The following is a 25,669-nucleotide window of genomic DNA, read 5'->3' on the forward strand; positions in this document are numbered from 1 at the left end:
TTAGCGCGACTCGCTCTCCTTTCGCGCGTTTAACCCTCTCTTTGGCGCGATCTCAATACGTAAATAAAAAAGGCTTGCCATTACGGCAAGCCCTTTTTTAATGCTTGAAGAGATTACTCTCCAAGACCTTCTTCTTTTGCTTTAGCTACTACAGCTTCTACAGCTTCCGCTTCGTCAGAACCTTCCGCTTTGAAAGTAACTTCTGCTCCGTTTGGAATTCCAAGGGACATTACACCCATGATGGACTTCATGTTAACAGATTTACCTTTGTACTCGATGTTTACATCGGATTGGTATTTTCCTGCTACTTGTACAAGTGCTGTCGCTGGACGTGCGTGTACACCGTCAGCTGCTGTAATTTTCATTGTTTGTTCTGCCATGTTTAACTCTCCTCTTTATTCAGTAATTTCAATGATGTCTGGATCATTGTGATTGACTTGACCTGATGCCTTAATTCTTACAGACTGACCTTCTTGAAGGTTCGTAAAGACAATTGGCGTTACGATGGATGGAGCATTTTCTTTCACATAATCCAGATCCACTTCCATCAATGCCTGACCTTGCTTCACTTCGTCTCCTTCAGAGATCTTCGCTGTAAATCCTTCCCCTTTCAATCCGACCGTATCAATTCCGATGTGGACCAGGATTTCCATGCCGTTCTCAGCTTCAAGGCCAATGGCATGTTTTGTAGGGAATACATTTAAGACTTTACCATTAATCGGTGAAACAATATTACCATCTTCCGGTTCAATTGCAAAGCCATCGCCCATCATCTTACCAGAGAATACTTGATCCGGCACTTCTGTGATTGGCATGATCTTTCCTTTGATTGGACTTACAAATTCCAGTTCACCTTCAGTGACGGGTGCTTCTGCAGCTTTTTCAGCGTTCTTCATTTCAGAAGCATCTTCTCTTGACCTTGGTGTTTTACCATCTATGATGTCTTGCATCTGGCCGCGCAAGGTATCAGAGACAGGTCCGAAGATGGCCTGGATGTTGTTCCCGACTTCCATTACTCCGGAAGCGCCAAGTTTTTTCAGTCGATTTTTGTTCACATCGTTTTTATCGTTAACGGAAACACGTAGTCGTGTGATACATGCGTCCAGGTGGTCGATGTTCTTTTGTCCACCCATCGCTTCAAGAATTTCAAATGGCAGATCGCCGACTTCGCCGTCTTCCTCTGCATCTTCAGCTTCATCTTCACGTCCAGGTGTCGCCAAGTTGAACTTGAGGATCGCCCAGCGGAACCCAAAGTAGTAAACCACAGAGAATACAAGACCAACGATGATGACCCACCACCAGTCGGTACGGTTTGGAAGAACACCGAACAGGATGAAGTCAATTAGACCACCAGAGAATGTCTGTCCGATTTTAACTCCAAGGATCTCCATAATCATGAAGGAGAAACCAGCAAATACCGCATGAATCGCGAACAATAGTGGTGCCACGAATAGGAATGAGAATTCGATTGGTTCTGTAATACCTGTCAAGAAAGAAGTCAAGGCTGCAGAAGCCATAATTCCTCCGACCACTTTTTTACGTTCAGGTTTTGCTGTGTGATAAATCGCAAGTGCAGCAGCTGGAAGACCGAACATCATGAATGGGAATTTACCAACCATAAATGTTCCGGCAGTGAATTCAACACCATCTCTCAACTGTTCGAAGAAGATCGTCTGATCACCACGGATTACCTCACCAGCAGCATTGGTGTAAGAACCAAATTCAAACCAGAATGGTGAATAGAAAATGTGGTGCAGGCCAAACGGAATCAAGGAACGCTCAATCAAACCGAAGAAGAAAGCGGAAATGGTTTGATTCCCTTCCAACATCAAGTGAGAAAGAGCATTCAATCCTGTTTGAGCAAATGGCCAAACCCATAGCATGATGATCCCTAAGAAAAGGGATGTAAAAGCAGTGATGATTGGCACGAAACGCTTCCCGGCAAAGAACCCGAGAAATTGCGGCAATTCGATATTAAAGAACCGGTTATAGAGAGAAGCGGCCAAAATACCGACAATAATACCACCAAACACCCCTGTTTGAAGCGTCGGTATACCGAGTACTTCGGCATAGGCAGGATCTGAGGTCATGTCTGCGTCAACATTTCCAAGTACCCCCATAACCACGTTCATAATCAAATAACCAATGATGGCAGCAAGACCTGCTACCCCGTCTCCTTTCGCTAATCCGATGGCAACACCGACAGCGAAGAGCAACGGTAAATTCGCAAAGACAATTCCCCCGGCTTCAGCCATTACTTGAAGCAATGTTTGAACCCAAGGTGTTCCGAAGAATGGCACTTTATCAACAAAGTTGTCTTGAGCAAAGCTTGTACCAAAAGCTAGAAGAATACCAGCCGCAGGCAAAAGTGCGACAGGAGTCATCAAGGCTTTACCGACTTTTTGCAGTGTGCCGAAAGCATTCTTGAACATTATGTTTTCCTCCTTTTTATTTTGTGAAGCAAGCCTCTGGCCCCATAAAATCCATTTGTCAGAAAAATAAAACGTTTTCAACAAAAAAGGAACGATAAGCGTCCATTGAGGACGCCGATTATGGATGATAGCTCATCCTGCTATTCAACAACAGGACAATAAAAAAGCATGAGCACAAGAGGTGAATGGGTTCCATAAGGATAGTCCTATCCCTATGATAACCACTTCACCTTCATGTACTCATGCCTGATCGTGTCAGTAACACGTACGTTTTAGGTTTTATGGGTTAAACGCTGAAGATGGATCGTCAGATAGATGGCTTCAGACTCATCGACAGGTTTATTCAGTTGCTTTTGCATCACTTTTATCAATTTCCAAGCTAAATTATAGCACACAGGATATTCTTCTTTCAACATGTTTGCTAAACGAATTTCATCCCCTACATGTTCATCTTGATACACACGATCGATGGCCCTGTGGAGGTGCTGGACAAGTCTGTGATAATCGACACTATTTTTGTCAATGGTTACGTCCATCGTATTTTCAACAAGTTGAACGAGATGCGTGATGAGCTGGTTATGACGATTGAGTTCTCTTAACGTCTTATCCGTGACCGCACTATGAATATGAAGAGCGATGAACCCTACCTCTCCCTCAGGAAACTGGATGCCCATTTTATCATAGATCATTGTCACGACTTCCATCGCAATTTGATATTCTTTCGGATAAAGGGATTCAATTTCAAGTAAGAACGGATTGGAGAACTGAAGGTCCTTTTTGGCTCGATTGATTGCGAATGCAAGGTGATCCGTGAGTGCTACGTGGATATGCTGATTGAGTTCCTGTCCCATGCGGGATTCAATATGAAAGAGGATATCACTCATGAAGTCAATTAATGTCTCGTCGATGTATGGCAACAAACTCATGTATTGTTCTTTTTCCTGTTCATTACTCAGCAAAAATGTCTTGTCGGCTTTTTCGGAAGAAATTTCGTCTCCCTTCTTCCGGTTGAAACCGATCCCCTTCCCAATCAACACCACTTCTTCATAAGTTGGATGGGAAGCAATGACCACATTATTGTTTAGCACTTTTTTTATCATTATCTGTTGTTCCATAATGGTCCCCCACTTATATAACACTAAAAGCGTTTTCAGTCTTCTCATTACTTCTATCCTATATTTGATTTGTTTTTTTTACAAGTGGGATACTAAGGAATAAACTTTCTCCTTTGTGTGAAAGCGATTACGTCGTGTACAATCATTTAGGTGCTGGGGACATCCCCACATGGAAGGAGATGAAACAGTGATCAAACTATTTGTCACAGACCTTGATGGAACACTTCTAGGTGTCGATCATTATATTAAAAACGAAGATATTGATGCATTAAATCGAATGATTGAAGATGGGACCCCTCTAGCCGTAGCATCCGGCCGTATGGATCATGAAATTATCGAGGTTCTTAAACGAGTAGGTGTGAACGGTCACCGTGTGAGTCAAAATGGTGCTTTCGTATTTAACGTTGAAGATACACAAATCCATGCCACAACATTTGATAAAGAACTGGCCCAGCGAATCATTCAGACCATTGATCAAGAACCGATGATCAAAACCGTTTCCACAGCAGATGAAACGTTTACTAACGAATCGAACGCGTTCATTGATATGATTTCAGAACAGATGTTCCATGAGATCATTGTAAATCCTGAATTGAATGACCAAGTCGGAAAAACAATCATTCCTTCAAAAATTACGCTACACGGTAAAGAAGAAGATGTGATGAAAGCTGACCAAAGAATCAAGGATGCTTTTGGAGAGGAAATCGACAGCTTCATCTCGCATGAGACCTGTGTCGATATGATGCCGAAATCAATTAATAAACAAAGCGGGCTTCGTCAACTCATAGATGGACTTGGCATTCATCCCGAAGAAATCGCTTGTGTTGGAGACTCTTTCAATGATTTGAGCATGTTTGAAATGACCCCTCACAGCTACGCCATGGCCACAGCCCATGATGAGGTGAAGAAAAAGGCAAATACGGTCGTGGATCATGTACATGAAGCGGTAGAAGACTTGGATAAAAAAGGACTGTTAAGTAAAAAAGAACAAGCGGCTGACGTTTAAGTCAGACAGCTTGTTCTTTTTTATCCCACTACATACTCATCAATGAAACGGTCAATAAGATCGAATGAGAAACCTTTTCGGTATAACCCGGATTTGATTTTCTGCTTCAACTCATAACCTTCAGATTTGGACTGAAATTTACGAAGCAGCTTTTCCCCTTGATAAACGACCGCTTCCCATTCTGAATCTTCATCCTCATCTTCAGGCAAATTCGCAAGCACTTCCTGAACCACGTCTCCCTGAAATCCTTTTTGCATCAGTGTCTGCTGTACGTTTTGAACTTGCTGACGGTAAGATTTCCGACCATCGTTCCTCAGTTTCTTTTCAGCAAATTTCATCGCTTTTTCAAATTGCTTATCAAAAGAATAATGAGTGATAGCTTCATCCGCTTTAACTGCGGACACCCCTTTATCCAATAATTCTTTTTTCAGTAGGAGCGGCCCCTTACTTGAAGTCATGATTCTTGTTCTCACAAGGGAATTTGCGAACTCCTGATCATCCAATAATCGTTCCTTGTTCAACCGTGAAATGATTTCTTCAATATGCTCAGGATCCGTCTCTTTGTCTTTTAAATAATCCCGGATCTCTTTTTCAGAACGCATGCGATAGCTTAAATAATTGATCGCAAGGGTATAGGATTTATGAAGCGTATCAGTCTGAATCAGCGCATTGATCAGGGCATCATCAAGTTCCATGTTTTTCTGGAGACGATACTTCACAAGAACATCTTCATCGACACTGAACCCATATTCTTCCCCATTCCCTTTATCCAGAAAGATATTGTAACGGCTCTTATGTTTTTTCTGCGTCGTAATTTTTGTAAGTTTTGCCATCCGCGTCACCTCTTTGACCATATTTTATCATGAGATTCGACTTGCGTATCGTCAAACGAAGCCAAATGGAGTAAACTATTGACAACCTCACACGGACAGGAGGAATGAACATGAAAATCGCAATCACAGGAGGTACTGGATTTGTTGGTACCCAATTGAAAGAGAAGCTCGTACAAGAAGGACATGACGTGTACATATTGACACGAAGTCCGAAAAAATACAAAGACACGGAGCAGGTGACTTATGTCGGTTGGTTGAAAGAGGAATTCCATCCGGAAAATGAACTCCCTGTTCTTGATGCCATTGTAAATTTAGCAGGAGAATCATTGAACAGTGGACGGTGGACAGAGGAAAGAAAACAGTCAATTTTAGAAAGTCGAATCAAATCGACCGAAGGCGTATTGGACTTGATCGATGCACTTCCGGAAAAACCGAATGTGCTCGTCAACGCGTCTGCGGTAGGATTTTACGGACAATCAAAAACCAAAACATTTACTGAAGAAACGACCGAACCCGGAAATGATTTTCTAGCAAATGTCGTAGAGGAATGGGAAGCACGCGCTTCTCAGGCAGCTGAAAAAGGAATCCGCACAGTCTATGTCCGCTTCGGCATTATTTTAGGAGAAGAAGGAGCGCTTCCTAAAATGACCCTTCCCTACAAGATGATGATCGGCGGGAACCTAGGGTCAGGAGAGCAATGGATGTCCTGGGTCCATATCGATGATGTCGTCGGGCTGGTTCATTTCGCAATTGAAAACCAAGAGATCCACGGCCCCTTAAATGGAACAGCCCCCAATCCGAAAAGAAACAAAGATTTCGGCCATACTCTAGGGGAAGTATTGAATCGACCCCATTGGATTCCTGCTCCCTCCTTTGCCCTGAAAGCTGCCCTAGGAGACATGAGTACACTTCTTCTGGATGGACAATGTGTCATCCCTAAAAAAGCGATGGCCTCTGGATACACCTTTCATTATCCAGAATTACAACCGGCCCTCTCCTCCATTCTAAATAAATAAACGTGCAATGAGCAAAGCTAAGCTTTGCTCATTTATGTTATCCAAAAGGCTTTTTTAAAGTATAATAATTGTATATTGAAGGGAAAGGCTGTATGTCTATGAACACTGTTATAAAAAATGTCAAAATCCATCCCATCACATCTCCTTCTATAAAAAATGGATATGTCTATGTAATCGACGGAAAAATACACGATTACGGGGAGACGATCGAGTTACCGGAGCAAGCTGAATTTATCGATGGCAAAGGGTTGGATTTATACCCAGGATTCGTTGATGTCCACACCCACCTCGGCCTTTATGATGAAGGAACGGGCTGGGCTGGGAGTGATGCAAACGAAACCATTGAGGCCGTGACCCCACACTTGAGAGCAATCGACGGGGCCCACCCTCTTGATCCGGCCTTTTTTAACGCGAGGAAAGCTGGAGTGACCACGGCTCATATCATGCCTGGGAGTGCGAATATGATTGGCGGAACGACCTCTGTTATTAAAACTGTAGGACATACGATCAACCATATGATCCTCAGACAAACCGCAGGCCTAAAACTCGCTTTAGGAGAAAACCCGAAACGAATACACTCTCAGTCTAAAAATGCTTCCATCACCCGACTGGGAATCATGGGAACCTTAAGGGAAACGTTTTATGCTGCTATGAAAGATCCCGATCCTGGCCTTCGTGTCAAACCGATTCTACAGGCATTGAACAAAGATATCCCTGTAAGAATTCATGCCCATCGAGCAGACGATATCATCACAGCCTTACGCTTTGCAGACGAATTTGATCTTGACTTGCGCATCGAGCATTGTACGGAAGGGCATTTGATTGCTGATCAACTGGCAGGAAGAGAATTACAAGTCTCTGTCGGGCCGACTTTTACAAGGGCGTCTAAAATTGAACTAAGAAATAAAACGTGGCAGACCTATAAAATTCTGCATGACCACGGCATCCGTGTCTCCATTACGACAGACCACCCTTACACACCTATACAATACTTGAACATATGCGCAGCGCTCGCAGCTAGAGAAGGGCTAGACGTCGAGGACGCTCTTCGAGGCATAACGATCATCCCGGCTAAGAACCTCGGTGTCGATCACAGAGTTGGCTCGATTGAGAAAGGGAAAGACGCCGATCTTGTATTATGGAGTGGACATCCATTCGAGTATCTTTCTAAGCCTATTTGGACGATGATTGACGGAAAGATGGTATATTTCCAAGAATAGTGAAGCACTCTAACACCGGAAGGATTTTCCGGTGTTTTTCTATGTTCTCAAAAAACATATTGAGCATAGCAAAAGGTTTGAAAGTTGTACAAAGGGTGTATATGATGAATATACAAAACTTGTACAAGAGTTTCATAACGCGTTGCGAAGTACCCTATTGTAGAAATTGCCGTTCCATGAACCGGCAATGGATATAAAAAATTTAAGGAGTGGGAACATGAAAAAATTATTTGCTTCATTAGCTGCTGTTGTTTTGATTTTGGGAATCTTCGCACCTTCTGTGTTGGCTGACAGCCATGACCAGAACGCTATGGTCCGCGTTCTACACGCATCACCTGATGCCCCTGCCGTTGACGTCTATTTGAATGATGAAGCTGTTGTTGAAGGTGCAGAATTCAAAGCAGCTACAGATTACTTGGAAGTGCCGGCCGGTGAACATACAGTAGAAATTTACGCAGCTGGAACAAAAGGTGAACAAGATCCTGTCATTTCTACCACTGTAAATGTAGAAGCAGGTATGGCTTATACAGCTGCAGCGATTGATAACTTAGAAAATATTCAATTGAAGGCCATCCAAGATTCTATGGAAGCAACCGAAGGTAAGGCTAAAGTCCGTGTCGGTCACTTCATTCCTGGTGCACCAGCCGTTGATGTAGGTCCAATTGGTGGAGATGCTCTATTCTCAGGTGCAGAATTCCCAATGGTCACCGATTATATGGAAGTGGACCCAGGTTCCTACGACCTTGAAGTACGTACAACAGATGGTACACAATTGATTGATCTTTCAGGTACAAACCTTGAAGCAGGAAAAGTTTACAGTGCGTTCGCTGTTGGAACAGCAGATAATCCAGAAGTATTGCTTCTCCAAGACTCTGCTGCTATGCCGACAATGATGCCTGCCACTGGTTTTGGTGGAACAGCTGATTCTTCATCAAATGCTTGGATGTATGCTGCTCTTCTAGGTGTACTAGCCATGGGTGCTGGCTTTATGCTAACTCGTAAACGCTCAGAAGCGTAAGTATGGTAAGGAAAATTTCCCCTTTAGCCCTGGGTCTCCTCGTATTTTTCATCAGTTTCCAAATGCTGAATGAAGAACCTGCAGAGGAACCCAGGGTTCTTTCTACATCTGAAACTACCCGCACCCAAGGTGTAGAAGTTAAAAAGGAATCTTTAGTCAGCGATCAATTAGAAAAAGCCCCAATTGAACAAAATTACGCGCCTGCTGTTAAAGCTTCTTCCGAACAGTCTGGCATCACACCTGACAGGATTCAAATTCCCTCCATTCATGTGGATGCTTCAATTAAGGCTCTTGGTTATACACCGGAGGGCGGTATGGCCGTTCCAAAAACCTTAGTCGATGTCGGGTGGTTTGAACCAGGAACGATGCCTGGGAATCAAGGAAATGCGGTCATTGCAGGACACGTGGATGGCAATAGCAGGCCAGCTGTTTTTTATGACCTTAAAGATTTGAATCCGGGGGATGAAATTCATGTTTATGGTGATCACATGAAGCTGACATTTGAAATAATCAGAATGGAATCCTACCCTTACGAAGATGCCCCCATCAGGGAAATCTTCGGTCCCACAAATTCACACAATTTAAATCTCATCACTTGTACTGGAGCGTATGATAAAGAGGCCTCCACTTATTCAGAGAGATTAGCTGTATTTTCCGTATTAAAGGATCGGCAAAAACTATAAAAAATTGTAAAAAAATCCACGTCCATTTTACAAAGTTTTTATTCACTTTTTCTTCGGAGTGGATTATTATAAGTTTAGATGATATTTTATAAGCTTTTGGTGTAGGGAAGGCAAATGGTGCGCCACCAGTCATAGCACTGGTTCTAGTGGGTTCGATTCCCACCCCGAATTTTTGTGAGCAATTGATAAAAATTCGAGGGTGGTCCGAACTGGCCAGTGAACGCCTATTTCCTATGCGTTTGGACCACCCTCCTCATTCAAGGAGGGATTTTTTATGCTAAAAAAGCGTGACTTACATGACGCCCCGGTTTTATTTGAGTTGATGAGCCACCCTGAAGTGTTTCCTTATGTCCGTCACAAAGCATCTTCCAGTGACGAGTTTTACTTTTTGACCAAACAAACCATAGAAGCTGAAGATCGGGGGGAATTGGTTTCACGTACCATCCTTGATGAGTGGGGGCAGCCCATCGGAACCATCAACCTTTTCGACATACAGGAAAACAAAGGCTTTTTAGCTACATGGATCGGTCAGCCTTATTTCGGAAAAGGATACAATCAGGTGGCCAAAGAAGCGTTTTTCGAGGAATTGTTTTTCCAATTGAATATTGAAGCTATTTTTATGAAAATCCGACGTACAAACGTCCGTTCAATGAAAGCGGCTCTTAAAATTCCTTATGTATCCATCGGCAACGACGCTTATCCAGAAGTATATTCTTGGATTAACCGCACAGATGATGTCTATGACCTGTATGTCATTACTAAAGATCAATATTTGTTTCATTACTACGGAGAACAAAACGAAGAAGAAATGTTGGAAGCATAAGCAGCACTTATGCTTCTTTTTTTTGCCTGTTATTTAATTATTCACAGGGTTGTGCACAGTGTGGATAAGTGATTCGAATGACTGACACAAGTCTTGCTCTTACTGAATTCTATGTGGATGGAATTATCACAACCAATTGTTAATTAAGTGGATAACCTCCTAAAGATCTCGTCAGAACACCATTCAATATGTGGATAAAGTATAGGAAGGCAAAGGAGGCACTTTTTTCTCCAATTCTTCCTTAAGGATCCCCTTTAGAGGGACTGAAATCTCAGGAGTTCCATGAACGCCAGCAGCGACTTCAAATTTATTGAACACGAGCACAAGGCGTTCATCCTTCACGTAAAAAGCGGTATTATCTCTAACACCAGCAAAAGGCTCCTGCAAATACATTTCCGGGTCAGCCTCTAATGCTTTCTTCACTTCTTTATTTAATCGATCAATAAACACGAGGTCTTTCAACTTCTTTACTGATCCCCCTTGGTCATCTTGAAAATTGATGGAGGTGACGGTTGAATTGTAGCGGTTTCCCCGGGATATGTGGGAGGTCATCACTACAGAGTAAAAGGTCTTTTCTTTAAATACCGATGTTTCTTCGTAATAAAGATAAGGGACACCCATCATTTCTCCGGCCCCTCTCTTTACGTCTCTTAGTGTATCTTCAAGTTTCTGAACGATTTGAAAATTTACAGTATCTTGAAGATCTTTACTTTCCAAGTGCTCAAACTTTGGATAATCAACATGGACTTCCCAATCTTCCGTCACTTTATCCTTATGGACGATTTTATATTCATTTTCAGCGGCAACCGACTGCCCTGCAATGAAAAGTGTTCCAATAATGAAAAGAACGATTGAAATGCGCTTCAAAGAGCATCCCTCCTGTACCTTATAGTTTGACCTAAATCATAAAAACTAAAGGGAAGTTTTAAATATTATTGGGATTGCCACATGCTGATGCGTTTAAAGAAAATCAGATGTAGCCACAAAAAAAGAGACGGGTGTAAATACCCGTCTCTTTTCCAAATATTTAATCAAGGAAGCTCGTGTCCACCAAACCAGTCAAGTCCGGCTTCTCTTTCAAAAACTCAAGATCATAGGAAGAATCGGCGAACTTCTGAAGGTTTTCTTCATTTACGTCATACGTGAAATCGATCCGTTCCCAAGCGCGGTCGATGACTTCCTTTGAAAGTTCTTGATCCGTGATGTCTTTGATTTTATCAATAGCAATCTGTTTTGCTTCCTCAGGGTTTTCATTAATAAAGTCTGTCGCTTTCTTATGAGCTTCTACAATGCTTTCCACCATATCAGGATTTTCATCCACAAGTTTTTGAGAGGTAACGAACACGGCTGCCGGCAAGGTCTCACCAAAAGCAACATCTGGAGTGTCGACAAGTACTTTACCGCTTCCTTGTTCCTCTATAGAAGATGCCCAAGGTTCAGGAACTGTCGCAACGTCCACATTTTTTGTTTCAAACAAGCTTGCATAGGTGGCCGGTTTACCTGTGACGTGCTTCATTTCGCCATCAATACGGTCTGACGTTATACCGAATTCCTCTTTCATCATCGTTTCAAATTGTACATCGTGTGTGCACCCTACCCTAGGAGAAACAAACGTCTTTCCTGCCAGGTCTTCTGGAGAGTTAATACCTGCTCCTTCTCTAGCCATGATGACTGTACCACCCGTTGATCCTGCGGCAACAACATTAATTTCCGCTCCACTTGTAAAGTGGTTCATTGCTGGACCGGGTCCTACAAGTCCTCCTTGGATGTCACCTGTCTCGATGGCTGTCATAAACGAAGAGCCATCCGGGAAGTATTGGTAGTTCACTTTTGTTCCGTCCGGCAATGTTTCAGAATACATATCTTTCGTTTCTGCCACCATACCCGCTACGTGATTGATGTTTGGAAAGTAACCAATGGTAATTTCTTCTGTACTGCCACTATCATCAGAGTTCGCGCCTGCATCACTACCGCAAGCAGCGAGCACCAAACTCATAACAGTAAGAGCAACAATGGTTAACCACTTTTTCATATTCTCCTCATCTCCTATCTATGATTTCAATAATCCCCAGCGTTTCCTTACATTTCTTTCTAATTTAGAAAAGACAACTTGATCGACTACAGCACCAATAACACCAATGATAATAATGATCGCAATTACTTGATCCATACGTGCATAATCCTGAGCGTACCTTAAAGAGTAACCCAGTCCAGGACCATTGCTTAACAACTCCCCAGCCATAAGGGCTCTCCAGCTGAAAGCCCAGGCGAGCCTGAGACCTGTCATAAAATACGGGATACTCGATGGAACTTCCACTCTAAAAAAAAGAGGAATGCCATTGGTCCCCATCGTCCGCGCAGCACGGACCAAATGTGGTGGAACACTATAAATAGCTGTCCGTACATTTAAAGCCATGACGAACGTACCTCCAAGTACCACTACAAATACGACAGCAAATTCAGAAAAACCGAAAAGCATAATAGCAAGCGGCACCCACACAATGCTCGGAATACTCTGTAAGGCAATCAGGTACATCCCTGCTGTTTCATCTGCCTGTTTCGACTTCCCAAGCAGAACCCCAATGACGGTCCCGAACAATATGGCAAGGGACAATCCCATAAATAAATGACGAAAACTCGCTCCCAATGCTTTAATGAAATCACCATCAGCAAACCCTTCATACAAAGCGACGCCCACTTTGATTGGTGATGGGAACACGATATCCTCAAAGACACCAAGGGAATAAACCAATTGCCATAAACCTAAAACGACAACTAAAAAACCAATCCTCTTAATAGCTAGCTTCATGATGAAGTTCTTCCTTCAATACTTTATTGATTTCACCTTCCAAGAGATCCATGACCTTCCGCTCAAGATCGATGACCCTTTCATCGTCCCTCTTCCTAGGCCGAGGAAGGTCGACGGCAAAGTCAGCGATGATACGCCCTGGTCGTGTTCCCATAACGACGACCCGATCAGATAATTTAATTGCTTCCTGAATGCTGTGAGTAACAAACAAAATCGTCTTTTGTGTCTCCTGCCAAATCTTCATCAGTTCTTCATGAAGAATATGTCTCGTCTGTTCATCGAGAGCACCAAACGGTTCATCCATAAGTAACACTTTAGGATCCATGGCAAGCGCTCTTGCAATCGCTACCCGCTGCTGCATGCCTCCAGAAAGCTCGTGGGTATAATTCTCTTTAAATCTGCTGAGGTGAACCATTTGTAAGAAACGATCCACTCTCTCCTCCGCCTCTTTCTTTGACCTGTGCCCCTTTAACGGAAAAAGAACATTTTCCTTTACATTCAGCCATGGAAAAAGCGACGGTTGTTGAAAGACCATCCCCCGGTCGGGTCCAGCTTTCTTGATTTCTTCTCCCTCCAACCGGATTGCGCCGGATGTGACATCTTCCAGGCCTGCCACCATGGAAAGGAGCGTTGATTTCCCACATCCGGACGGCCCTAGGAGTGAGACAAATTGATTTTCTTCAATATTCAAATCGATTCCAGAGAAGACTTCAAAACCGTCTCCCCCTTTACCATTGAAGGTCTTCCCCACTTGATCTATGGATAAAAACAATACGTCACACCCTTATGATTATAATTCCTATAGAAATAGTATGCTTTAATTATATGTTTAAGATTATACAGATGTTCGGAATTGTGTGTCAACGATTAAATAGGAATCTTTTCTAATCGCTCCGTCCTGTGTGTTAGGATGAAAAGGAAAGGTGGGATATTCATGGATCAACTAATGTTTATTCAGACCGGAATGGGGACAGATGTCCACGGTCAAAATGTTACAAAAGCGGCAGTACGTGCAATCAAAAATGCCATCCATACAAACTCCATGCCAGGGATCCGCTCTGTATTACCAGAACAATCACTGGATAATATGAAGATTAATGTCAAGCTTGCCCTTCCATGCGACTTCGACCAACTCGATCATGAAGAAGTGAAAAAAGCCATCCCCTACGGTGAGGTGAACATTGAAGTGATCGAAGGCGGGATGTTGACAACAAGCGGTATTGTCCTAGAAGAAAAAGAGGATAAGAATGATTTAATGTACATTGTGAACGCAGCTATTGAAGTTGGATATTGATAAAAAAAACCTGAGAGTTTTCATTCACTCTCAGGTCTTTTACATCAGTACGAATCTTCCGCCTCGTCCTGACTATCCATATATTTATCGTAATGTTCATTGCGTTGAAAACTGACTCCATCAGGACCTGTATATCCATTCATATCTGTAGAAACAAACGGTTCGAACTCCTCTACATAGCCTACGCCATCCTGATTGTCCATCAAGGATGAATCATCATATGTCATACTACTCTGATTGAAGGAGGCCACCTGTTCATACGCATTTTGTTCATTGTATTCAGGATCATCATGGTTCCGTCCGTAATTCGCTTCTAATTCTGAAAGGACATCTTCTTCTACAGGGCGATCCATAGAAACATCTTGGTTGGAGGAAGCCGACGCAATCGTTCGTGCAGTTGGAATAGCTTCCAAGCGTTCTTTAGGAATCTGCTCCCCTGTCTCCTCACAAATCCCATATGTTCCTTTGGCCATTTGTATAAGAGAATATTGAATGTCAGACAATTCTTCTTTTAAATGTCCAAGCAAAGCAATATCTTTTTCTCTTTCGTACAATTCGGTGCCTGAATCCGCCGGATGGTTGTCATATTGTGACAATTCCCCTGAAGCCATATCACTTGCAAAACCACGTTCCAACCCAAAATGGTCATGGTCCATTAAGCGCTGCTCGATCTCCCTTTTTCGCTCTTCCAGTTGTTTTTTATAATGTGTATAATCCATATTCTTTTCCACTCCTGATTGAATTTCCTTTTTAGTGTGGCTCAGGCGTGAATGACCTATGCAAAAGGCACAAATATTAAGCTAAATGGCAGGTTTCTTGAAGACTCAGTTTCGATACTTTTATTGAGTGGATGGGGGCTACGGGGAATAGCTCGCTTTCCGCGGGAGCGCGGTGAGTCTCCTCGGACTGCGTCCTGTGGGGTCTCACCCTGCACTTTTTCCCGCAGGAGTCTCGCCATTCCCCTCCCCCCCTTTGCTATATCTGTATCTCGAAACCATTTCCAGAATAAACAGTTATTCCGTTTGATTGGAGTATAAGATTAAAACTCCCATGCCTAGGTACTTGAACTCTAAAAGCTTAATACAGAGCGTTTTATGCTTTTAACAATCGGGATAGCGGAAGCAAATCCAGCTTGGTTAAGGGGTTCGTTTCTAACATACATCGAATGGGGTGGTTGGGAAGCTGCCAGACTCCCGTGGGAGAAGGAGATAGGCGAGATCCCGCAGGACGCAGTCCGAGGTAGCTCGGCGCTTTCCCACAGGAAAGTGTTCAAATGTGGAGTCACCCTGGTAGACACGACTGGCATAAGCAGAAAAGCAACGGAATGTGATCTTTCATTCCTTTGCTTTTCTGCTTATGACGCGAGTGTTTGGGCGATGGAGTTGTCCGAGTAGCTTCCCAGCACCCCTAACGCTCAACCTAGGTAATGAACCCCGAAAAACACCTCGAAACTGAGTCTTCCACAATTGGGAGATTTTGTGGAAGAAAAAAGGAACACTGGTGGAGTGCTCCTTTCTGGGGATTATTTTCTTAAAGCCTGGAGGAAGTCTTCTTTAAGATCTTCGATATCTTCAAGTCCAATGGATACGCGGACAAGTCCATCTGTAATGCCGAGTTCCGCACGCCGTGTTTTTGGAATAGAAGCGTGAGTCATCATCGCAGGAACTGAGATAAGGCTTTCGACGGCTCCGAGGCTTTCTGCCAAAGTGAAATATTTTACGTTGCGGAGAACTTGATCCGCTTTCTCTCCACTGCCGACGTCAAAGCTGATCATACCTCCATTACCACGCGCTTGTTTTTGATGCACGTCACTTCCTCTATGATTGTCGAGACCGGGGTAATAAATATCTGTCACTTCCGGGAGGTCTTGGAGAAACTCTACGAATTGTCGTGTGTTCTCCTCAATTTCTTCCATGCGAATCCCGAGTGTCTTGATTCCTCTCATAAGAAGCCATGAATCCTGGGGTCCTAAGACACCACCCGTAGAGTTCAACACAAAGTGGACATCTTCAGCCAACTGCTCACTGTTCACAACGACGAGACCAGCTACGACATCACTATGTCCTCCTAAATATTTGGTTGCACTATGCAGGACGATATCAGCACCAAGTTCAATCGGATTCTGCCAATATGGCGTGCTGAAGGTATTATCAACGATAAACCTCAAGTCTTTTTCCTTAGCCAAAGCAGACACCTTTTCTAAGTCTGTCACTTTAAGCAATGGATTTGTTGGGGTTTCGACGTATATAGCTCTTGTGCGATCTGTAATCGCTGACTGGATATTATCCAGGTCACTAGTATCAACAAAACTTGCTTCTAGTCCAAACCGGTTGATGATCTTAGATACAAGACGGTACGTTCCCCCGTACACATCATCGGTGAAAATCACATGATCTCCATGATTAAAAGTCATAAGAACAGCTGTAATGGCTGCCATACCTGATCCGAAAGCGAAACCTCTATGGCCACCTTCTAAGTCCTTGATCAATTCTTCTACTGCAAAACGTGTGGGGTTTCCGGTACGCGAGTATTCATACCCACGGTGCTGACCGACTCCATCTTGTTTGTAAGTACTCACCTGATAAATGGGTACACTGACAGCTCCTGTCTTTTCATCACCCGTGATCCCCCCGTGGATCAGCTGTGTTTTTTTCCTCATGTCATCACTCCTCATATATGCCTTGACTTAAATATCGCTCGCTACTGTCAGGAAAGATGGTTACGATTTTTGCCCCTGGCTTTGCTTTTTCAGCTTCTCTCCACGCAGCTTCAAAGGCTGCTCCTGATGAACTGGCTACGAGCAATCCCTCATTTAAAGCCAGTTCTTTTACACGGCGGAAAGCCATCTCATCTGAAATGGTATGAATCGCATCAAAATAATCAGGATTCATGTAAAAAGGGAGAAACTCCATCCCTATTCCCTCTGTAAGATGCGGGCCAGGGTCTCCTCCGTTTAAAATGGAGCCCTCCGGTTCAACAATCACGGTTTTGACATTCTCCATTCGCTCTTTTAGATAACGGGAAGTTCCCATAAATGTCCCACCTGTACCTGCACCAGCGACGAAAATATCAACTTCTCCATTCATATCGTGAAAGATCTCCGGGCCAAGGGTTTCATAATAAGCATCTGGATTCGCTTGATTATGAAACTGCTGCGGACTGAAGGAACCGGGAATTTCCTTAGCCAATAAATTCGCTTTCTCTATGGCCCCCTTCATTCCTTTCTCAGTAGGAGTGTTTACGACTTGAGCTCCTAAAGCTCTCATCAAGGTTTGTTTTTCCTGACTGAACTTCTCTGGTGTCACAAAAATGACGGTGATTCCTTTTCCGATCGCAGCAAGTGCGAGGCCAATGCCTGTATTTCCCGCCGTGGGTTCAATAATAGTTCCGCCCGGCTTTAACAATCCACGTTCTACCGCATCCTCAATCAGTTTTAAACCCAGACGGTCTTTGATGCTACCGCCTGGGTTCATGAATTCAAGCTTAGCGAAGATTCTAGCTTGATTCGGGATTTCGGAATGAGTGAGTTCGATCATCGGTGTATGACCAATCAATGATTGTATATTCTTCACGTAACCCATCGCATTCTCAACTCCCGTTATTTATTGAAAAATTTCCGTCCATTCGTCACGTTTTTCAAGTAATTCTTTTGCCAGTTTCTGAGCTCCTTCCAAGCTGTGGCTCGCAGCAAATCCGCACTGAACTTCGTTGCATGCAGGAACTTCGTCTGCTTCCAAAACATCTTGAAGAGTCCTCTCGATCACATTTAGCACGTTGTCATAGCTGTCGTCATTGAGGATGGCAATATAGAAACCTGTCTGGCAGCCCATCGGTCCAATGTCGACAATGCGGTCATGGTGATTCCGGCTGTTTTCCGCCATCAAATGCTCCAGAGAATGAAGGGCTGGCATTTCCATATGTTCCTGGTTCGGCTGCTTGATACGAAGGTCGTATTTGTAGATTTTATCTCCCTTTTCTCCTTCAGTTACTCCTACTAGTCGTACGTACGGGGCGCTCACTTTCGTGTGGTCAAGGTTAAAGCTTTCAACGTTCATTTTTGGCATGTGATCATTCTCCTTTTTTTGCCTGAATGAGCCAGGCGTATTTGTTCAGCTGTTCAAAAGTTACCTCGAAACCGTTAAGGACAAACATCTCTCTTAGTTCTTCTAGAAATGGGTAGTATTCTTCCTGCAAATCCTGCGCTAAATTTAAAAATCCTTGTCTCTCCGCGCTTTTGATCAACTGTTGCTTATGTTCCTTGTCTTTAAAGATCGTGTCTATAAAAACTACTTTCCCATCATCTTCGAGACGATCTCGGAAGCTCTGGATAGCTTCAACTTTCTCGTTACTCGTCAGGTGATGAAAAGCAAACGAACTGATGATGGATCGGATCGGTGTAAGAAGTTTCGGGTACTCGAGAAAATTCCCATCATAAATAGCAGCTTCGGGACATTTCACTTTAGCAATTCTCCTCATTTCAGAGGAAGGTTCAATGCCCAGAACGACCTTATTTTGGTCGATGACCTTTCTCGTTAAATTCGCTGTCCCTACTCCGAATTCCATAACCGGGGAAACGGAAAGCTTGGCTAAACGCCCCAACATTTCATCGTACCCTTCAAACACTTCACGATATTCCGGATCCTTACCTGCTACTGTATCGTCATATGAACTCGCCCATTGGTTGAATAGGTCGACGAATTCCATCCCCATAAAGTTCATCTCTCCTCATTATTTATAATTCCAATGCGTTAACTCGGAATTATGTTTATAATGTATCATATTTCAAAACTCTCCTCAATGTTATTGTTTTTTTTTGCAGTAATTTTCTAAATAAACCCACAAAAAACCAGAGTCTAGAGGGGACTCTGGTTTTCGGCTTATCTTCTTCGTTTTTTGTAGCGGGATGGTTTCTCTTCTTCTTTTTCTCTTTTTCCCGGAGAAAGCTTGTCCAAAGATCGTCTTTCTAACTTTTGTTTGATATGCTGTTCAATTTGTTTAAGAGCGGGCTTATCTTTAGGTGCGGCAAAAGTAATCGCCAACCCCTTGCCTCCCGCTCTCCCTGTTCTGCCGATTCGGTGGATATAGCTTTCAGGGTCTTGTGGAATGTCATAGTTGAACACGTGGGTGATACCTTCCACATCTAGCCCTCTCGCAGCTACGTCTGTAGCTACAAGGTACTGAATTTTAGCATCACGGAAACGTTGCATGACCTTTTCTCTTTTGGCTTGAGATAGGTCACCATGCAGCTCATCGGATTCATATCCTTTGGCAATCAGTGCATCATTCAGCTTTTTCGCACGACGCTTGGTTCTACAGAAAATGACTGCAAGGAATGGTCTGTGTTCACTCATAATTTGAATAAGAGCGTCTTGTTTTGCTCGATCGGTCGTTTCGTATAACAGTTGTTTGATGTTAGAGACCGTCACTTTTTCCTCTTTTACTTCAATCCGCTTTGGGTTATCCGTAATTTTTTTTGCTAAAGAATGGACTTGTGATGTGATTGTTGCTGAAAACAACATCGTTTGCCTTTCTGTCCCACACTGCCTAATTATATCCTGTACATCAGGCAGAAATCCCGCTTCCAACATTTGATCGGCTTCATCAATGACCAGTTGATGAATGTGGTTCAATTCAACAGTTTCTCGTCTTAAATGATCCAATAAACGTCCTGGTGTAGCAATAACTACATGGGCTTTTCCATTCAATTTGTTCGCTTGTTTAGCTACGTCCTGACCACCGTACACAGCTAAAACATGGGTGTCCTCATGTTTTAGCTTGTTCACTTCATGAGTAATCTGCAAAGCCAATTCCCTCGTCGGGGTGACAATCACTGCTTGAACAGCCTCCAAGGATGGATCTACTTTTTCTAAAATAGGTAAAACGAAGGCGAACGTTTTTCCAGTTCCCGTCTGAGCTTGGGCAATGATATCTTTTCCATCCATAAGAGGTGGAATTGCCTGTTCCTGTACAGGTGTCGGTGACGTAACCCCCTGCCGCTGCAGCTTTTCAGTCAACTCTCTTGATATTCCTAATTTCTCAAATGTCTTCATATATTTTTCACTACTTTCTATAAAATTAAATCCGTCATTTATTCCATAAAAGCTCCCGGTTGTGGAAGACTCAGTTTCGGTAAGCTTTCGGGATTCGTTTGCCTTAATGGAGTTAGGGGTGGCTGGGAAGCTACTCGCTTTCCTGTGGGGGAGCGCCGAGCTTCCCAACAACCCCATTCAATGTATGTGAGAAACAAACCCCTTTACCAAGTTGGGTTGTCTTCCGCTATCCCGATTGTTAAAAGCATAAAACGCTCTGTATAAAGCTTTCATGATTCTAATACCTGAGCATAGGAGTTTTATCCTTATACTCCCATCAAACTAAATAGCTAATTTTTCGGGAGTGGTTTCGAGACACTGATATGGAAAAGGGGCGGAGGGGAATGGCGAGACTCCTGCGGGAAAAAAGTGCATGGTGAGACCCCACAGGACGCATTCCGAGGAGGCTCACCGCGCTCCCGCGGAAAGCGAGCTATTTCCCGCAGCCCCCATTCACTCAACAAAAGGCTCGAAACCGAGTCTTCCACAAACCTGCTAGTTAGTTGAATAAGGCCATTCCTTTATTGTACCTGAAAAAAAGCGGCTATGTTGGGATTCATGAAAATTGGTCGAGAGATGATTGTTCATCAAACGTATCATTTTCCATATAGTTATAAAAAGGACTGTAAAAAAGGGGGCCTCTTATGGACGTTAAAGTAAGGAGTGGTGACACGCTATGGTACTACTCGAACCTTTTCAATGTACCGTTAGATTTAATCATAGATTCCAATCCACAAGCGGGACCATCTTCCCTTCAAATTGGACAAACGATTCGCATACCGGGCTATGAAACAAGCCAATACCGTGTACAATCCGGGGACACCTTTTGGAAAATCGCCAGCGAGCGTCGAATCTCCCTGGATGCGATCGCATTATTAAACCCTTCCATCAATCCTAGAATGCTTCAAATTGGGGAAGGTTTATCCCTTCCCGTCCAAGTGACCTATCGAGTCGTCGATGGAAACCGCCCTTATGACTTCAACGTACTAACTACTGATTTGAATGAACTTTACGAACTATATCCTTTTGTCAGAAGAGAGACGATCGGGAATAGTGTGATGGGAAAAGAGCTTGTTGAACTTCAAATCGGGCGCGGACCAAAAGTGGTGCATTGGAACGGTTCCTTCCATGCGAATGAATGGATTACGACAGCAGTGATCATGCAATTTTTAAATGACTACTTGCTGGCACTAACAAATAAAGAGACCATCCGCGGCTTAGAAATCCATCCTTTTTACAATGAAGTGACACTCTCTATTGTTCCCATGGTCGATCCTGACGGTGTTGATCTCGTTTTGAACGGACCACCTGACGGGGAGTTTGGGGAGATGGCATTAAGTATCAATGATGGTAATACTGATTTCTCCGGGTGGAAAGCCAATATCCGGGGAGTAGATTTGAACAACCAATACCCTGCCAAATGGGAAGTGGATGCTGCAAGGAAGCCGACATCTCCTGCTCCAAGGGATTTTCCAGGCTATCAACCACTAACGGAGCCTGAGACGGTTGCGATGGCTGAGCTTGCGGGGGCGCGTAACTTTGAAAAAATGCTTGCTTTCCACACGCAGGGAGAAGTGATCTATTGGGGATACGAAGGGCTTGAACCTCCTCGGTCCATGACGATCGTCAATGAGTTTGAACGAGTGAGCGGCTACAAACCCATCCGTTATGTAGATAGTTTTTCAGGCTATAAGGACTGGTTTATCCAGGAGTTTCGACAACCAGGATTCACTGTAGAATTAGGATTGGGGGTAAACCCTCTCCCCCTTGAACAGTTCGATGAAATCTATCAGGAAACGATGGGAATCTTTTTGGCAAGCTTGTATATGTAATGGAGCATTCATTGAAAAACCCCTGCGACCTTTTACATCTTCGCAGGGGTTCCTTGTTTTTAGAAGTCTTTTTTGTCCATATGACCATTGTGATCTTTAATCACTTGGATCGCTCGATCGTACTCCTCTTCCTTAATCGAAAAATGGAGCACGTGAGTTAAATGTTTTTTGTCAGATAGTGCGCTGTCCCGATCATGTTTAGGCGAGACGACCTCTGTGAAATTGAAGGTCCCTCCCCCTGAATTTGTTGATCCTGCTACAGGGACAACAGGAGTCATATCTACATCCTCAGGGATCGCTTCTACTGTATCCTGGTCGACCGATAAAGATTGCAACGATGCCTTTGCACTTTCCGCATCATTCTCTGTTGAAAAGTAAGCTTGAACTGTTTTCGCCATACGATCATCCCTCTCTATAAAAGGTGGTATGGATATAGTATCCTTCCCTGCTCCTTTTCAAACCTTAGATGACCCTCTTGAGGACATATTCAAAAGAACATCCTTCATCATGAAAGATGTTCTTTTGCCAGTTGTATTTGCTTGTGCACTTGATCGAACCCTGTACCACCCTCACTGTTCCGTGCAGCTACGACTTGATTGGGGTTCAACTTTTCATATATATCCGCTTCAAAGAGTGGAGAAAAGTCCTGGTATTCTTCCAAAGTCAGATCCAACAAGTATTTTTTCTGTTGAATAGAGTACAGTACAATTTTCCCAATCACTTCATGGGCTTCTCGGAAAGGCATCCCTTTGACAGCCAGATAATCCGCGATATCTGTGGCATTCGAATAATCTTCATTTACAGCATGCTTCATTTGATCTCCTTTCACCTGCATCGATGCAAGCATAGGTGCCAACAACGACAATGCCCCTTCTAACGTCTCAACCGTATCGAACATCCCCTCTTTGTCTTCCTGCATATCTTTGTTGTAAGCGAGAGGCAGTCCTTTCAGCAATGTCAGCAATCCCATCAAATGACCGTAAATTCTTCCTGTCTTTCCACGAAGAAGTTCAGGCACATCAGGGTTTTTCTTCTGAGGCATGATGCTCGAACCTGTGCAAAAGGCATCATCTAATTCAACGAATTGGAACTCCTGACTTCCCCACAAAATCAGCTCTTCAGACAAACGTGAAATGTGAGTAATCATAATTGAAGAAATAGATAAAAACTCAAGAATGAAATCGCGATCACTAACGGCATCCAGTGAGTTCGGATAAGGTTGATCGAACCCTAAAGCATCGGATGTCATTTGTCTGTCAATCGGATAGGGCGTCCCCGCAAGAGCCGCTGCCCCAAGCGGGGACCAGTTGATACGCTTCAAGCTGTCCTGTAAACGTTCCTTATCCCTTTCAAACATCCAAAAGTAAGCCATTAAGTGGTGACCAAAAGAGACGGGCTGGGCACGCTGCAAGTGAGTGTAACCTGGCAGAATGGTTTCCACATGCTGTTCCGCCTGCTCCACGAGGGAGGATTGAACAGCTTCTACTAACTCCATCAATCCTTTCGTTTTTTCACGTAAATAAAGATGCATATCGGTGGCCACTTGATCGTTCCTGCTTCTCCCGGTATGCAGCTTTCCTCCTACCGGCCCGATCTCATCAATTAACAGTTTTTCTATATTCATGTGAATATCTTCGTGCTCCACAGAAAAAGTGACGTCTCCTTTCTTCACTTTCTCTTTGATCGTAAGAAGCCCTTCCTTGATCTCCATCACTTCATTTGATTGGATAATGTCACAAGCACCAAGCATTTCCACATGAGCGATACTACCTTCGATATCTTGTAGTGCCAGTTTTTGATCAAAATGGATGGAAGAGGTGTACTCTTCCACCAATTTATTTGTAGGTTTGGTAAAACGACCGCCCCACAATTTAGTCATGCTGGCTCACCACCGCCTGGTCCAGTAACTTCGCTCCTTTATGAACGTCCGCATGGACTTTTGTCGGCAATCCCCACAACTTAATAAATCCGACAGCTGCATTGTGATCAAATGCATCCTCTTTGGAATAAGTGGAAAGTTCTTCGTTATATAGACTGACCGGTGATTTCTTACCAATCACTGTATGATGTCCCTTGAACAACTTCACTTTAACGGTTCCTGTGACCACTTGCTGCGTAGAATCAATGAAGGCGGATAAAGCCGGTTGTAATGGTGAATACCATAAACCGTCGTATATAATTTTGGAAAGCTGCTGATCAACATTGGCTTTATATTGAGAAACTTCTCTTGTTTGGGTCAAAAATTCCAATTCTTTATGGGCATTGATCAAGATCATAGCTGCAGGGTTTTCATAAACTTCTCTCGATTTAATACCTACAAGGCGATTTTCTGTATGATCAATTCTACCAACCCCGTGCTTGCCTCCAAGTTCGTTCAAGTATTCAATTAAAGGAACAAGCTCCATTTTTTCTCCGTTCAATGCGACAGGCTTTCCTTCTATGAAATCAATTTCAATGGTCTCCGGTTGATCGGGTGTCTTTTCAATCGGATTGGTCCAGGCATACGCCGCTTCCGGTGCTTCTTTCCAAGGATCCTCAAGTACACCAGCTTCACAAGCACGTCCCCAGATGTTTGCATCAATAGAGAATGGGTTCTCCAGGTTGACAGGTACCGGAATTCCTTTTTCTTCGGCATAAATGATTTGTTCATCACGTGTCATTCCCCATTCACGAACAGGAGCGATGACTTCAAGGTCAGGATTCAAGGCTTGTATAGAAACTTCAAAGCGAACCTGGTCGTTCCCCTTTCCTGTACAGCCATGAGCGACAGCAACTGCTCCCTCCTTTTCTGCAACTTCAACGAGCAGTTTAGAGATGAGCGGGCGTGAAAGAGCAGAAGATAATGGGTACTTTCCTTCATAAAGAGCATTTGCTTTAAGAGCCGGCATCAAATATTCTTCAGCTAATATTTCTTTGGCATCTACCATAATGGCTTTGATTGCTCCTACATCCAATGCCTTTTTACGAATGGTTTCCAAGTCTTTTCCTTCACCGACGTCCAATCCTAAAGCGATGACATCATACCCATACTTTTCTTGGATCCACTTAATAGAAACCGATGTGTCCAACCCACCGGAATAAGCTAATACTACTTTTGGTTTTGTCATATGAATAACCTCCTCAATTATTGTCCATAAAAAAATCCGTCTCCTACCTGGGGTAAGAGACGGATTTTGAATCATCCGCGGTGCCACTCTCATTGTCTGTATGTCAGACCAACTCGAAGCTGATAACGGGAGCTCCCGGTTCTGGCTACGTGTTTCACCGAACATCTCAGAAGTGCGTTTCCGTATCAATCCGTCACCAGGCTTCCACCGCCCCCGGCTCGCTGTCGACCATCTTCATACGTACTCTCTTCGTCCACGAATGTATTTTTATAATTAATTGTTTATAATTATACAAAATCATATGCAGAAGTCAACACAATAAACACATTCTTCGTAAAAGTTTTTTAGATTCCCATTTTCATAACCCCTTCTTCAACTATTGCTCCCTTTTC

Annotated in this window: 25 protein-coding genes and 1 other annotated feature; of the genes, 8 read left to right on the forward strand and 17 right to left on the reverse strand. The window is 43.5% G+C overall.

Annotated elements, in window-relative coordinates:
* Positions 1-113: 113 nt before the first annotated feature.
* The 3 genes from HFA01_RS18060 to glcT form a co-directional block, all read right to left on the reverse strand.
* Positions 114-380 (reverse strand): phosphocarrier protein HPr, encoded by a 267-nt coding sequence (locus HFA01_RS18060; protein ID WP_089653809.1) that lies wholly within the window; start codon positions 378-380, stop codon positions 114-116.
* 15 nt (positions 381-395) lie between these two features.
* Positions 396-2,432, reverse strand: a complete 2,037-nt coding sequence (ptsG, locus tag HFA01_RS18065; protein WP_146818769.1) for a glucose-specific PTS transporter subunit IIBC — start codon at positions 2,430-2,432, stop codon at positions 396-398.
* A 272-nt stretch (positions 2,433-2,704) separates the two neighbouring features.
* Positions 2,705-3,547: a glucose PTS transporter transcription antiterminator GlcT gene (glcT, locus tag HFA01_RS18070; protein ID WP_146818770.1), complete on the reverse strand. Its 843-nt coding sequence runs from the start codon at positions 3,545-3,547 to the stop codon at positions 2,705-2,707.
* Between the two features lie 187 nt (positions 3,548-3,734).
* Between glcT and HFA01_RS18075 the strand changes: the two genes are divergently transcribed.
* The gene (locus HFA01_RS18075; RefSeq protein ID WP_146818771.1) at positions 3,735-4,553 is read left to right on the forward strand and encodes an HAD family hydrolase; all 819 of its coding nucleotides are present in this window, start codon (positions 3,735-3,737) and stop codon (positions 4,551-4,553) included.
* A 20-nt stretch (positions 4,554-4,573) separates the two neighbouring features.
* Here HFA01_RS18075 and recX read toward each other — a convergent pair whose 3' ends face one another.
* Entirely contained in the window at positions 4,574-5,386 is an 813-nt protein-coding gene (recX, locus tag HFA01_RS18080) for a recombination regulator RecX (protein WP_146818772.1), read from the reverse strand.
* 110 nt (positions 5,387-5,496) lie between these two features.
* On the opposite strand from recX, the gene HFA01_RS18085 reads away from it, so the two are divergent.
* The 5 genes from HFA01_RS18085 (at position 5,497) to HFA01_RS18105 (ending at position 10,146) form a co-directional block, all read left to right on the forward strand.
* Entirely contained in the window at positions 5,497-6,402 is a 906-nt protein-coding gene (locus HFA01_RS18085) for a TIGR01777 family oxidoreductase (protein WP_146818773.1), read from the forward strand.
* A 98-nt stretch (positions 6,403-6,500) separates the two neighbouring features.
* Complete coding sequence (locus HFA01_RS18090; RefSeq protein WP_146818791.1) at positions 6,501-7,622, forward strand: amidohydrolase; 1,122 nt, start codon at positions 6,501-6,503, stop codon at positions 7,620-7,622.
* 217 nt (positions 7,623-7,839) lie between these two features.
* Positions 7,840-8,640, forward strand: a complete 801-nt coding sequence (locus HFA01_RS18095; protein WP_146818774.1) for a DUF4397 domain-containing protein — start codon at positions 7,840-7,842, stop codon at positions 8,638-8,640.
* Positions 8,641-8,642: 2 nt separating this feature from the next.
* Positions 8,643-9,323: a class F sortase gene (locus HFA01_RS18100; protein WP_146818775.1), complete on the forward strand. Its 681-nt coding sequence runs from the start codon at positions 8,643-8,645 to the stop codon at positions 9,321-9,323.
* 274 nt (positions 9,324-9,597) lie between these two features.
* Entirely contained in the window at positions 9,598-10,146 is a 549-nt protein-coding gene (locus tag HFA01_RS18105; RefSeq protein ID WP_146818776.1) for a GNAT family N-acetyltransferase, read from the forward strand.
* 183 nt (positions 10,147-10,329) lie between these two features.
* Here HFA01_RS18105 and HFA01_RS18110 read toward each other — a convergent pair whose 3' ends face one another.
* The 4 genes from HFA01_RS18110 to HFA01_RS18125 form a co-directional block, all read right to left on the reverse strand.
* Positions 10,330-11,013, reverse strand: coding sequence for an RsiV family protein (locus HFA01_RS18110; protein WP_146818777.1), 684 nt, complete (start codon positions 11,011-11,013; stop codon positions 10,330-10,332).
* 160 nt (positions 11,014-11,173) lie between these two features.
* The gene (locus tag HFA01_RS18115; protein WP_146818778.1) at positions 11,174-12,178 is read right to left on the reverse strand and encodes an aliphatic sulfonate ABC transporter substrate-binding protein; all 1,005 of its coding nucleotides are present in this window, start codon (positions 12,176-12,178) and stop codon (positions 11,174-11,176) included.
* Between the two features lie 18 nt (positions 12,179-12,196).
* Complete coding sequence (locus HFA01_RS18120; RefSeq protein ID WP_146818779.1) at positions 12,197-12,955, reverse strand: ABC transporter permease; 759 nt, start codon at positions 12,953-12,955, stop codon at positions 12,197-12,199.
* Entirely contained in the window at positions 12,939-13,727 is a 789-nt protein-coding gene (locus tag HFA01_RS18125; protein WP_146818780.1) for an ABC transporter ATP-binding protein, read from the reverse strand. Before HFA01_RS18125 ends, HFA01_RS18120 begins: the two co-directional genes overlap by 17 nt.
* A 162-nt stretch (positions 13,728-13,889) precedes the next feature.
* Here HFA01_RS18125 and HFA01_RS18130 point away from each other — a divergent pair, with 162 nt between their 5' ends.
* A complete protein-coding gene (locus tag HFA01_RS18130) occupies positions 13,890-14,249 on the forward strand; it encodes a Lin0512 family protein (protein ID WP_146818781.1) in 360 nt (119 codons plus the stop codon).
* 44 nt (positions 14,250-14,293) lie between these two features.
* Here the strand turns inward: HFA01_RS18130 and HFA01_RS18135 are convergent, their stop codons facing one another.
* From HFA01_RS18135 to HFA01_RS18160, 6 genes are all read right to left on the reverse strand, one after another.
* On the reverse strand, positions 14,294-14,968 hold the full coding sequence (locus HFA01_RS18135) for a TraR/DksA C4-type zinc finger protein (protein ID WP_146818782.1): 675 nt from the start codon (positions 14,966-14,968) through the stop codon (positions 14,294-14,296).
* Between the two features lie 803 nt (positions 14,969-15,771).
* Positions 15,772-16,908 carry a bifunctional cystathionine gamma-lyase/homocysteine desulfhydrase gene (locus tag HFA01_RS18140; RefSeq protein ID WP_146818783.1) on the reverse strand — a complete coding sequence of 379 codons (1,137 nt, stop codon included), beginning with the start codon at positions 16,906-16,908 and terminating at the stop codon, positions 15,772-15,774.
* 4 nt (positions 16,909-16,912) lie between these two features.
* Entirely contained in the window at positions 16,913-17,830 is a 918-nt protein-coding gene (locus HFA01_RS18145; protein ID WP_146818784.1) for a PLP-dependent cysteine synthase family protein, read from the reverse strand.
* A 21-nt stretch (positions 17,831-17,851) separates the two neighbouring features.
* Entirely contained in the window at positions 17,852-18,313 is a 462-nt protein-coding gene (locus HFA01_RS18150) for an S-ribosylhomocysteine lyase (protein WP_146818785.1), read from the reverse strand.
* A 4-nt stretch (positions 18,314-18,317) separates the two neighbouring features.
* Positions 18,318-18,959, reverse strand: a complete 642-nt coding sequence (locus tag HFA01_RS18155) for a class I SAM-dependent DNA methyltransferase (protein WP_146818786.1) — start codon at positions 18,957-18,959, stop codon at positions 18,318-18,320.
* A 167-nt stretch (positions 18,960-19,126) separates the two neighbouring features.
* Entirely contained in the window at positions 19,127-20,299 is a 1,173-nt protein-coding gene (locus HFA01_RS18160; protein ID WP_174787841.1) for a DEAD/DEAH box helicase, read from the reverse strand.
* A gap of 683 nt (positions 20,300-20,982) precedes the next feature.
* Here HFA01_RS18160 and HFA01_RS18170 point away from each other — a divergent pair.
* Positions 20,983-22,170, forward strand: coding sequence for a M14 family metallopeptidase (locus HFA01_RS18170; protein ID WP_146818787.1), 1,188 nt, complete (start codon positions 20,983-20,985; stop codon positions 22,168-22,170).
* A 59-nt stretch (positions 22,171-22,229) separates the two neighbouring features.
* Here the strand turns inward: HFA01_RS18170 and HFA01_RS18175 are convergent, their stop codons facing one another.
* The 3 genes from HFA01_RS18175 to HFA01_RS18185 all read right to left on the reverse strand — a co-directional run bounded on the left by HFA01_RS18175 (position 22,230) and on the right by HFA01_RS18185 (position 25,277).
* Positions 22,230-22,568 (reverse strand): hypothetical protein, encoded by a 339-nt coding sequence (locus tag HFA01_RS18175; RefSeq protein WP_146818788.1) that lies wholly within the window; start codon positions 22,566-22,568, stop codon positions 22,230-22,232.
* 107 nt (positions 22,569-22,675) lie between these two features.
* The gene (argH, locus tag HFA01_RS18180) at positions 22,676-24,049 is read right to left on the reverse strand and encodes an argininosuccinate lyase (RefSeq protein WP_146818789.1); all 1,374 of its coding nucleotides are present in this window, start codon (positions 24,047-24,049) and stop codon (positions 22,676-22,678) included.
* Positions 24,042-25,277, reverse strand: a complete 1,236-nt coding sequence (locus HFA01_RS18185) for an argininosuccinate synthase (protein ID WP_146818790.1) — start codon at positions 25,275-25,277, stop codon at positions 24,042-24,044. Before HFA01_RS18185 ends, argH begins: the two co-directional genes overlap by 8 nt.
* A gap of 52 nt (positions 25,278-25,329) precedes the next feature.
* Positions 25,330-25,542, reverse strand: a binding site (T-box leader).
* Positions 25,543-25,669 lie beyond the last annotated feature (127 nt).

This window comes from Halobacillus faecis (assembly GCF_007991335.1).
Lineage (GTDB): Bacteria > Bacillota > Bacilli > Bacillales > Halobacillaceae > Halobacillus > Halobacillus faecis.